Below are 9,665 nucleotides of genomic sequence, written 5' to 3'. Positions count from 1 at the left end.
CGGGTGGCGGGCGTCCTCGCGCGGCGGCGCGGCAGGGTCCTGGCCGGGCTCGCCCTCCTGCTGGCCGCGCTGATCGCCGGGCACCGGGCCGTGCCCAACACCCCCGGCCGGTTCGGCAGCCTCCTGGAGTCCTTCCTGCCCTGGCTGGGGCTCGCCGTCGTCCCGCTGCTCGCGCTGGCCGCGCTGCGCCGGGCGCCGCTCGCGCTGCTCGCCGGGGTGCTGCCGGTCACGGCGTGGGTGTACGCGTTCGGCGGGCTGCTGCTGCCGGTGGCGCACCCGGCCGACGGGGCGGGCGGTCTGCTCGTCGTGCAGCACAACGTCAGCGACGAGAACGCCGACCCGGCGGGCACCGCCCGCGTCCTGGCCGCCGAGGGCGCCGACCTGATCGCCCTGGAGGAACTGGTCCCGGACGCGCTGCCCGCGTACGAGAAGGCGCTCGCGTCCGCGTATCCGTTCCACGAGGTCCGGGGCACCGTGGGCCTGTGGTCCCGGCACCCCCTGACCGGCGCCCGGACGGTGGACATCAGGCCCGCGGACATCGAGGAGCCGTGGAGCCGGGGCCTGCGCGCGGTGGCCGCGACGCCGCACGGCGAGGTGGCGGTGTACGTGGCGCACCTGCCGTCGGTCCGGATCGGCGCGGCCGGTCTGGCGTCGGCCCGCCGCGACGAGAGCGCCCGGCTGCTGGGCGCGGCGCTGGACGCGGAGGAGGCGGCGGGCCCGGTGATCGTGCTCGGCGACCTCAACGCGACGGTGGACGACCGGGGCCTGGCGCCCCTGACCTCGCGCCTCTCCGTGCCGGAGCGCGGTTTCGCGTTCAGCTTCCCGGCGTCCTTCCCGGTGGCGCGGATCGACCAGGTGCTGGCCCGGGACGCGACGGTCGGCCGGATACGGACCCTCGCGGAGACGGGCAGCGACCATCTTCCGGTGGCGGCGCGCGTGACCCCGGACCGGGGGGCGGGCGGACCGCGTTCGTAGGGGGCGGCTGCTCAGCCGGCGTCCGGGTGGCCGGGGTCGAAGGTGTCGGTGGACAGCAGGCCGGTGGCGGCGCCGTCCAGGGCCTTCTGCATGCGGTGGGAGCGGGGGAGCATGGTCGCCTCGTAGGCGCGTACGGCGTCGGCGGTGGTGTCGTGCCGCGCGAGGGCGAGGGCGAGTTCGCTCGCGTCGAGCATGGCGAGGTTGACGCCGACGCCGAGCGGGGGCATGAGGTGGGCGGCGTCGCCGAGCAGGGTGGCGCTCGGGCTGGTCTCCCAGGTGTGCGGGACCGGCAGGGCGTGGAGGGGCCGGTGGACGTAGGGCCCGTCGTTGTCGGTGAGGAGCCGGAGCAGGCCGGGTGACCAGCCCCGGTAGCGCTCCAGGAGCAGGGCGCGGATCTGTTCGGTGTCCCGGTCGGTCAGCCCCGCGCGGGCGAGCCAGTCGGCGGGGCCGGTCTGGACGACGTAGACGCGTATGTGCCCGCCGCTGTTGCGCTGGGCGAAGAGGCCGCGTTCGCCGTCGGCCGCCATGGCGCTGCCCCCGCCCACGAGTGCGGCGACGGCGGGGTGCGCGGTCTCGACGTCGTGGAACCAGGCTTCGAGGAAGTTGACGCCGATGTGCTCGGGGACGGCGGGGGAGAGGGCGCGGCGCACCGTGGACCAGGCGCCGTCGGCGCCGATGACGAGGTCCGCGTCGACGACGGTGCCGTCCGCGAAGCGCAGCTGGCGGGGGCCGTCGTCCGGTCCTTCGACGCCCGTGAGTGTGCGGCCCCACTGGACGGTGCCGGGGGCGAGGGAGTCCAGCAGGAGTGCGCGCAGCCGGCCCCGGTCGATCTCGGGGGCGGCGAACTCGTCGTCGGCGGGCCGGTGGTGGAAGCGGAGGGTGCAGTCGGCGGCGTCGAACTGCCGCATCTCCTGGCCCTCGGGGCGGGCGAGGCGGGTGAACTCCTCCAGCAGCCCGGCTTCCTTCAGCGCGGCCTGGCCGTCCTCCTCGTGCAGGTCCAGGGTGCCGCCCTGGTTGCCGTCGGCGGGGCCGGAGGCCAGGTCGTAGACGGTGGCGTGGAGCCCGTGGCGCTGGAGGACGCGGGCGCAGGTGAGGCCGCCGGGGCCCGCGCCGACGATGGCGATGCGGGGCGCGGTGGGCGAGGGGGTGGTGGTCATGGTGGTGCTCCGTTCCTGTGGACCGGCACGAGGGGGACGGGCGGGCAGGCGGAAGCGGCGCCGTGGCGAAGGAGAGGCCACGGCGGCCCGGCGGGCCCGGTGTCCTCCGGCAGAATAGGCAGACCGGTTCAACAAGTGCAACCGTTTAACTTTTTCAGCGGTGTCACCGGTCGTGTAGGTTGGCGGCATGCCCGATGCCAGCAGTACGGTGCCCCCGCCCATGGGCCGTCGTGAACGCAAGAAGGCCGCCACCCGCCAGGCCATCGCCGATGCGGCTCTGCGCCTGTTCCTGGAGCGCGGCTACGACGCGGTCGGCATCCGCGAGATCGCCGACGCCGCCGATGTGTCCACCACCACGCTGTTCAAGCACTTCTCCGGCAAGGAAGCCCTCGTCTTCGACCGCCAGGACGAGCTGCGGGCCCAGCAGCTCGACGCCGTCCGCGACCGGCCGGAGGGGCAGTCCCTGCCGGCCGCCCTGCGCGAGCACGCCCTGCGCCACCGGCTGCTCGTCCCCGGCGGCGATCCCGGCGCCGACGCCTTCCTCGCCCTGGTCACCGGCACCCCGGCCCTGCTCGACTACCAGCACAACAACTGGCTGGAGAACACCGCTCCGCTGGCCCGGATCATCTCCGAGGAGAGCGGCCTGCCCGCCGACGACCCGTCGAGCCTGGCCCTGGCCCGCTTCGCCCTGGAGGCACCGCGCATCGCCCGCGACCGGCCCGACGCCACCGCGGCCCTCAACGCCGCGTTCGACCTCCTCGAACACGGCTGGCGCACCATCACCGGGACACCGTGACCGCACGGGGCGCCGGTACGCCGTGACCGCAGGGGAGTGACCGCACGGCGCCCCCGCACCGCGCCCCCGCACGGGTCACCTCAGTCGAACACGCGCATGGTCAGCCGTGCGACTCCCGTGATCGCGCGCCCGATCAGCCGGAACGCGCCTGTCTCCACAGCGGTCTGGGCGGCCTCCGCGGCTATGTCCGCACGGTTCTCGCCGTGCCGGCACTGCGCACAGGAACGGGGCCAGCGGCGCTTGTGCGCACCGCACTTCTTGCATGTCGCCATGTCCACATTCTTCCAGGTCCGGCCCGGTGCCCCCTCCCGCGGTCACCTTGGGCGCCCGAAAAAATCGGCCGACCGTTCGACGATCTTTCTCTAGGATTGCGCCGGCCCGCAGCCAACAGACCGGAGACGCACGGACCATGACCCCTCACCTCTCAGCGATCGGCTTCCACGCGACCGACCCCGAGGCGCTGTCCCGCTTCTGGGCCGCCCTTCTGGACCGGGAGCGGGCGGACGACGGCACGGTCCTTCCGCCGGACGGCGAGGGCTTCGCCCTCCGCTTCACGGCGAGCCAGGAGCCGAAGAACCGCCAGAACCAGGCCCACTTCGACCTGACGAGCGAGACCCCGGAGCAGCAGGCGGCCACGGTGGCCCGCGCCCTGGAGCTGGGCGGCCGGCACATCGACATCGGCCAGTCCCCGGAGGAGAGCCACGTCGTCCTCGCGGACCCGGACGGCAACGAGTTCTGCGTGATCGCGGCGGGCAACAAGTTCCTCGCGGACACGGCGTTCATCGGCGCGGTCGCGTGTGACGGCACCCAGGCGGTCGGCTATTTCTGGAGCAAGGCGCTGGGCTGGCCGCTGGTCTGGGACCAGGACGAGGAGACGGCCATCCAGTCCCCCCGGGGCGGCACGAAGATCACCTGGGGCGGCCCGCCGGTCCACCCGAAGAACGAGACCAACCGCCTGTACTTCGAACTGTCCCTCCCGGCGGACGCCGACGAGGAGTCGGAGATCGCCCGCCTCCTGTCCCTGGGCGCCCGCCGCACGGAAACGGGCGACCTGCTCGACCCGGACGGCAACGAGTTCACGCTGCGGCGTACGGAGGTCAGCGCGGGCTGAGCAGATCCACCAGGAGCGGCATGGCGGACGAGGGATCGGGGCCCACCGCGGTGGTCAGGGAGGACCGCTTCCCCGGTCCTCCCCGGACACGATGAGGGCCGTCAGCGTGCTCGGCGACAGGTGCGGGGTTCCGCCGTAGCGGCCCGCCAGGTAGCGCCGGGCGACGTTGGCGTCCGGATGCCTCGGAAAGTCCGCGAGGCAGGTCAGTTCGGTGACGCCGTCGTAGGTCTTGTCGGTGAACCAGACCTGTTCGGGCTCCAGCTTCACGTCGCTGAGCGGCGAGAGGATGTACGACTCGTGGCTGGTGAAGATCAGCTGTGCCTGCCGGGTGTTGACCGCCGGGTCGGCGAAGGCCCCGAGCAGCACTTCCAGCAGGTGCGGGTGCAGGCTCGAATCGATCTCGTCGACGATGAGCAGCCCGCCCTTGCGCAGGGCCTCCACGGCCGGCACGGCGGTCGCGAGCCAGGCGATCGTGCCGTCGCTCTCCTCGTGGATCGAGAACTGCGGGCGCTCGTCGGCCGAGCCGCGGTGGGGGAACGCGAGGTGCCGGCGCACCTCCTTGGGGGTCTCGGTCTCTTCGAGGCTGACCCCGTCGACGCCGATGCCGGCCACCTGGAGAAGCGCCTCCACGTCGGGGAACGTGATCGTCCCCTCGGCGAGCGAGTCCGCGATGTCCCTGAGCCGCGCTTCGCGAGGGGAGTCCTTCACCAGGACGCAGTCGAAGCGGTCGACCAGCTCGCGCGCGATGGTGTGCAACGACGACTCGTTGAACAGCAGGGCCCGGCTGAGTACGAGTTCGCGCCCCGTCACGTCGATCCGCCCGCGCAGGCTCGGGTGGAACTTGAGCACGCCGGTGTCCCGGTCGCGGTCCAGCAACGTGCGCCACCGGCTGCCGGGCACGTCACGCAGCCATTCCCGCCTGATCCCGTCGTGGTCGACCTCGAACCCGTACGCATGGCGGTGGCCCGCGTGGACGAAGTCCAACTCGTACGTGCTCGAAGCGGTGCGCACGGAGCCGTCGAGCCGGAACGGGGCGCGTCGCATCCCCTTCGACGCCTGCCACGCGGTGGCGGACTGGCTGATCGCGCTGAAGGTGTAGCGCAGTGCGTCGAGCACGGAGGACTTGCCGGTCGCGTTCGCGCCGAAGACTCCCGCGAGCGGGTACGTCACGCCGTTCCAGTCGTCGTCCCTGGGGCGAAGCGTCCGCAGTGAGGGGCGGGTGAGGTCGAGCGTGATCTCGTCACGGATGCTCTTGTGATTCCGCACCGTGAAGCCCAACAGAGGCATGAGGCGACCCTAGCGCTCTGAGCACACCCGCTGCGCGATCTTCGTAGAAGGCGTGGGCCTCGGAGAAAGTATCGCTGTGCTCCGCCGCAGAGACCGGGTGTGTCGATTGCCGGCGACACGACGTCCGGTTCAGGGCACGGCCGGGAGGCCGTCAGGGCTGCGGGTGAGCGGGACGGGGTGGTCGGGCCGGTCGAGCCACACCCACTCCCCGCCGTCGGCCACGGTGAGGCCGAACCGTTCGAATCCCGGCCGTCCCTGCCCGTCCCACCAGCGGTAGGCCGCTTCCACCTCGTTCCACAGGTCTCTCGGCCCGGATTGACAGACCTCGAATGTGTCACGCCCCGGCACGAAATCCACGGTCGCCCACGACGTGACGGCCGTATCCCGGAGCCACAGCGTGTAGGAGCCGTCGTCGTACGGCTCCATCCACGGGAACGCACCGGGCACCTGCGTACCGATCGCGAACATGACCGGCCAGTCTCCCACCTCGTCGGGGGACAGGCTGGTCATGCTGTGCTTCCCGTCCGCCGGCCACGCCCGGCCCTTGAGGTACTCGCGGACGTGCTTGCGCTCCGTGCGCTGGGCACGCAGGCGCATGAAGGCGGAGGAACCGAGGAACCGCCCGGCGGCCGTGCCGTCCCCGGCCACAGTGAGGCGCACCACGGCTTCCCCGCCGTACACCGGTCCCCACGGGGCGACGACGAGTCCGCCCGGCCGCGTCTGCGTGATCCATTGCCGGGGTACCCGGCCGATGGAGCACGTGGCGATGACGCGGTCGTACGGCGCCCGTTCGGCGTGGCCTTCGGCCCCGTCCCCGATGACGGTGAGCGGCTCGAATCCAGCTGCTTTCAGACGGCTGCGGGCACCCCTCGCGCTGACCTCGTCCACCTCTACCGTGACGACGTTCTCCGCACCGACCCGATGGGAGAGCAGCGCGGAGTTCCAGCCGGTGCCGGTGCCGATCTCCAAGACCCTGTGCCCCGGTTCGACGTTCAGCGCTTCGAGCATCGAGAACACCATGGTCGGCATGGAACTGGACGACGACGGGGTCCTCCCCTTGCCGGGGCCGGTGTACGCGCCGTCGTCCCACTGCGTCGTGATCGGCGCGTCCCGATAGGCGGCCTCCCACCACACCTCCGGCTCCTCGGTGCGGACGACGCGGTCGTCCTGGCGGTTCATGCCGGCCTGGCCCGGCCAGATCGTGTCCGGGAGGAACAGGTGACGGGGCACCGCGTGGAACGCGGGCAACCACTCGCTGGTGAGCGCTCCTCCTGCGATGAGCGCGGAGGCGAGCCGCAAGGGCCCCGCCTCCTCTTCGCGTTCGGTCATCGGAGCGGACTCACCTGCCGTCCGCCGGGCCTTGGCCATCGTTTGTGTTGCCGCCCTCGTCGGACCCGCCGCCCCCGTGCTTGTTGCCGCTGTCGCTGTCGTCCTGCGGGTTGCCGTCGGCCATGGTCGGCCACCATGTGCGCATGTCAGTACCTCCGTCGTCGGACGTGCCGTCAGGCTGATGTGGTCACCACGCTAGAGGCGACGGGGCACCGGCTCCCACGGAGTTGCACGAGGTTGCACACGAGTCATTCGAGGGCGTCCCGTGCGGATGCGATGAGCGCGCGAGCGGCGGCCCCGTAGACGGCCAGCTCCGCGAACTCGGCAAACGTCTCCGCGTACATGGCCACTTCGCCGGGCTGTGTGATCGTCAGGTAGCCGGACACCAGCTCGACGTTGACCTGGGCCGTGTCGTAGATCCAGAACCCCTCGGCCGGCCAACGCTCGCGGTCGGCTCTCATGGGCACGACCCCCAGACTGACGTGGGGCAGAGCGGCGATCCCGACCAGATGGTCGAGCTGACCGGACATGACCTCGACGCCCCCGATTCCGGCGCGCAGCACAGACTCCTCGATGAGGAACGCGAATCTCCGGCCACCCTCGTACAGCACCCGTTGCCGTTCCATGCGTGCGGCCACGGCTTCGGCCACGTCGTCCACCAGGTCGCGCCGCCGCTGGACGGATCGCAGCGCTGCCGTGGTGTAGGGCCGGGTCTGGATCATGCCGGGCACGAGCCAGGAGGAGTAGGACCGGAATCGGCGGGTCCGCCGGTACAGCGGCAAGCGTGCTTCCTGCGCCTGTCTGAGCCCGGCCCGTTCCATGCGCTGCCAGTTGACCCACATGCCTTCGGCCGTCCGCAGCGAGGCGATCAGGTCTTCGGTCTGTCCCTCGGCACCACACGCCCGGCACCACGCCCGGATGTCGTCGGCAGACGGCGGGGTCCTGGCGTTCATGATCCGGGACGACTTGGACCGGCTCCACCCGCAGCGTGCGGACAGTTCGAGCCCGGTCAGGCCGGCATCCCGGCAGAGGTCCGCCAGTCGGCGTGCGAGGGCCTGCCGGGCCTGCTGGGCGCTGGAAGACGGAGAATCGGCCATGGGGACGTGATCAGGCGGGCCGGTACTCCGCGTGGGGAATCGCGCGTGCCCACGCCGCCTCGTACGCACCGGCGTACTTCCCGGCCAGGGCCGGGTCGTGCACGACTTCCATGCGCGGGCCGGTCCACTGACCGTCTCCGCTGAAGTGGTGGAGGATCACGGTCTCCTCGTCCATGACCCATCCGTCCAGTGCGGGGAGGAGCAGGTCGCGCGCCCTTGAGCGCGGCAACCACCGCACGTCCTCGCCCGCTGCGACGTTGGTGAAGGTGCCGTCGTACTCGTACCGGACGTAGTCGCTCAGTGGCTCGGAGACCACGCGCAGTCGGCGCATGACGACGCCCCGGCCGGTGGCCTCGGCCACCACGTCCAGCCACGGACGCCACCACGAGGCGCGGTCGGCCGGCTCGTACCGGTGTCCGTTCTGCCAGCGGACGAACTCCGGGTCGTCGCGCATGTAGCTGTCCCGCATCTCAAGGTGCATCGCTGAGTGCCGCGCCTTTGCGAGACATTCACGTACCGCTGTCGCCACCGTTGTCCTCACTGTCCGGACGGGGGATGAACTGGAGCATGTTGGCGGGTAACCGGATCACGCTCTCGTGGTCGGGAACGTCGGTCGAGTGGCCCGGTACCGAGCCGACTTCCTGTGCCTGTCGAATCGTGTCCTCGTCAGCTTTCCATGACTGGATGATCAGGTCTCCGCTCGTCTCGTCCAGCCAGATCGTGGGCGAGCCGTCATCGGGCGTGTTGGGCCAAATCCCGAGGAATCGCAGGCTCATGGGTGCTCTCCTCGCAAACCGGGGGCCTGGACGTGCACGAGCCTGATCGCTCGACGCGATCGGCACAAGAGGGCGGCCGGGGCAACCACGGGGTGGGGTCGGGGGTCATTGAGGGCATGAAGATCTGTTTCCTCATACACAACGCGTACGCGATAGGAGGGACGGTCACCACCACTTTCAATCTGGCCCGCGCGCTTGCCGAGCGGCACGACGTGGAGGTCATCTCCGCGCTGCGGAGCCGGGAGCGGCCGAGCATCGCGCTCGATCCTCGGGTGCGGTTGCGGGCGCTGGTGGACTTACGCCACGAGAAGGACGACCCGGGGCACCGGACCCCGGCGAAGGTGTTCCCGGCCGCCGAGAACCGGTACGGGGAGTACAGCGCGCTCACCGACGAGCGGATCGGGGCGGCGCTGGCGGGGCTCGACGCGGACGTGGTCGTGGGGACGCGGCCCGGGCTCAACGTGCACCTGGCGCTCCAGGCCCCCGCGCGGGTGGTGCGGGTGGGGCAGGAGCACCTCATGCTGGACCAGCACGCGCCGCGCCTGCGGAACGTGTTGCGCAAGGCGTATCCCCGGCTGGACGCGCTCACCCCGGTCACGGAGGCCGACGCGGCCGTCTACCGGCGGAAGATGCGGCTGCCCGGCGTCCGGCTCCAGGCCCTGCCCAACAGCATCCCCGCCCCGGTGCTCCCCCCGGCGGACGGCGGGGGCCGGATCGTCGTCGCGGCCGGCCGGCTGACCCCGGTGAAACGGTTCGACCTGCTGATCGAGGCGTTCGCGGCGGTCGCCGCCGCGCACCCCGACTGGACGCTGCGCATCTACGGCCGGGGCGAGGAGAAGGAGCGGCTGCGCGCCCTCATCGACCGGCTCGGGCTGTACGACAACGTCTTCCTCATGGGCGCGGTGACCCCGATGGAGGCCGAGTGGGTCAAGGGCTCGATCGGGGCGGTGGCGTCCGCGTACGAGTCCTTCGGGATGACCCTCGTCGAGGCGATGAGCTGCGGGCTGCCCGTCGTGAGCACGGACTGCCCGTACGGCCCCGGCGAGATCGTCACCTCCGGCGAGGACGGCCTGCTCGTCCCGGTCGGCGACCGGGAGGCGCTGGCGGGCGCCCTGCTGCGGCTCGTGGGCGACGACG

General features: G+C 71.8%; 12 protein-coding genes. 4 read left to right on the top strand and 8 right to left on the bottom strand.

From position 1 onward, the window contains the following. The first annotated feature begins 3 nt into the window (after positions 1–3). Positions 4–975 (top strand): endonuclease/exonuclease/phosphatase family protein, encoded by a 972-nt coding sequence (locus tag MHW47_RS26945; protein WP_239226367.1) that lies wholly within the window; start codon positions 4–6, stop codon positions 973–975. An 11-nt stretch (positions 976–986) separates the two neighbouring features. Here MHW47_RS26945 and MHW47_RS26940 read toward each other — a convergent pair whose 3' ends face one another. Continuing rightward, positions 987–2,132 carry an NAD(P)/FAD-dependent oxidoreductase gene (locus MHW47_RS26940; RefSeq protein ID WP_239226366.1) on the bottom strand — a complete coding sequence of 382 codons (1,146 nt, stop codon included), beginning with the start codon at positions 2,130–2,132 and terminating at the stop codon, positions 987–989. Between the two features lie 187 nt (positions 2,133–2,319). On the opposite strand from MHW47_RS26940, the gene MHW47_RS26935 reads away from it, so the two are divergent. Further along, complete coding sequence (locus MHW47_RS26935) at positions 2,320–2,928, top strand: TetR/AcrR family transcriptional regulator (protein WP_239226365.1); 609 nt, start codon at positions 2,320–2,322, stop codon at positions 2,926–2,928. An 80-nt stretch (positions 2,929–3,008) separates the two neighbouring features. Here the strand turns inward: MHW47_RS26935 and MHW47_RS26930 are convergent, their stop codons facing one another. Then, complete coding sequence (locus tag MHW47_RS26930) at positions 3,009–3,200, bottom strand: hypothetical protein (protein WP_239226364.1); 192 nt, start codon at positions 3,198–3,200, stop codon at positions 3,009–3,011. A gap of 137 nt (positions 3,201–3,337) precedes the next feature. On the opposite strand from MHW47_RS26930, the gene MHW47_RS26925 reads away from it, so the two are divergent. Then, complete coding sequence (locus tag MHW47_RS26925; RefSeq protein WP_239226363.1) at positions 3,338–4,039, top strand: VOC family protein; 702 nt, start codon at positions 3,338–3,340, stop codon at positions 4,037–4,039. A 54-nt stretch (positions 4,040–4,093) separates the two neighbouring features. Here MHW47_RS26925 and MHW47_RS26920 read toward each other — a convergent pair whose 3' ends face one another. The 6 genes from MHW47_RS26920 to MHW47_RS26900 form a co-directional block, all read right to left on the bottom strand. Next, positions 4,094–5,326, bottom strand: a complete 1,233-nt coding sequence (locus MHW47_RS26920; protein ID WP_239226362.1) for an ATP/GTP-binding protein — start codon at positions 5,324–5,326, stop codon at positions 4,094–4,096. Between the two features lie 129 nt (positions 5,327–5,455). Further along, the gene (locus MHW47_RS26915) at positions 5,456–6,655 is read right to left on the bottom strand and encodes a methyltransferase domain-containing protein (protein WP_239226361.1); all 1,200 of its coding nucleotides are present in this window, start codon (positions 6,653–6,655) and stop codon (positions 5,456–5,458) included. A gap of 10 nt (positions 6,656–6,665) precedes the next feature. Then, positions 6,666–6,800 carry a hypothetical protein gene (locus tag MHW47_RS35825; protein ID WP_275449702.1) on the bottom strand — a complete coding sequence of 45 codons (135 nt, stop codon included), beginning with the start codon at positions 6,798–6,800 and terminating at the stop codon, positions 6,666–6,668. 103 nt (positions 6,801–6,903) lie between these two features. Next, positions 6,904–7,752: a helix-turn-helix transcriptional regulator gene (locus MHW47_RS26910; RefSeq protein WP_239226360.1), complete on the bottom strand. Its 849-nt coding sequence runs from the start codon at positions 7,750–7,752 to the stop codon at positions 6,904–6,906. A gap of 10 nt (positions 7,753–7,762) precedes the next feature. After that, on the bottom strand, positions 7,763–8,281 hold the full coding sequence (locus tag MHW47_RS26905) for a DUF6879 family protein (protein WP_374230155.1): 519 nt from the start codon (positions 8,279–8,281) through the stop codon (positions 7,763–7,765). Then, the gene (locus MHW47_RS26900; protein WP_239226358.1) at positions 8,262–8,528 is read right to left on the bottom strand and encodes a hypothetical protein; all 267 of its coding nucleotides are present in this window, start codon (positions 8,526–8,528) and stop codon (positions 8,262–8,264) included. Before MHW47_RS26900 ends, MHW47_RS26905 begins: the two co-directional genes overlap by 20 nt. A gap of 116 nt (positions 8,529–8,644) precedes the next feature. On the opposite strand from MHW47_RS26900, the gene MHW47_RS26895 reads away from it, so the two are divergent. Then, positions 8,645–9,665, top strand: a 1,021-nt coding sequence (locus tag MHW47_RS26895; RefSeq protein ID WP_239226357.1) for a glycosyltransferase family 4 protein, incomplete at its 3' end; no start/stop codon positions are given.

It is taken from the genome of Streptomyces sp. OfavH-34-F (assembly GCF_022347745.1).
Taxonomy (GTDB): domain Bacteria; phylum Actinomycetota; class Actinomycetes; order Streptomycetales; family Streptomycetaceae; genus Streptomyces.
The sequence above is the reverse complement of the archived record's forward strand: the minus strand, read 5'-3'. Positions and strand labels throughout refer to the sequence as shown.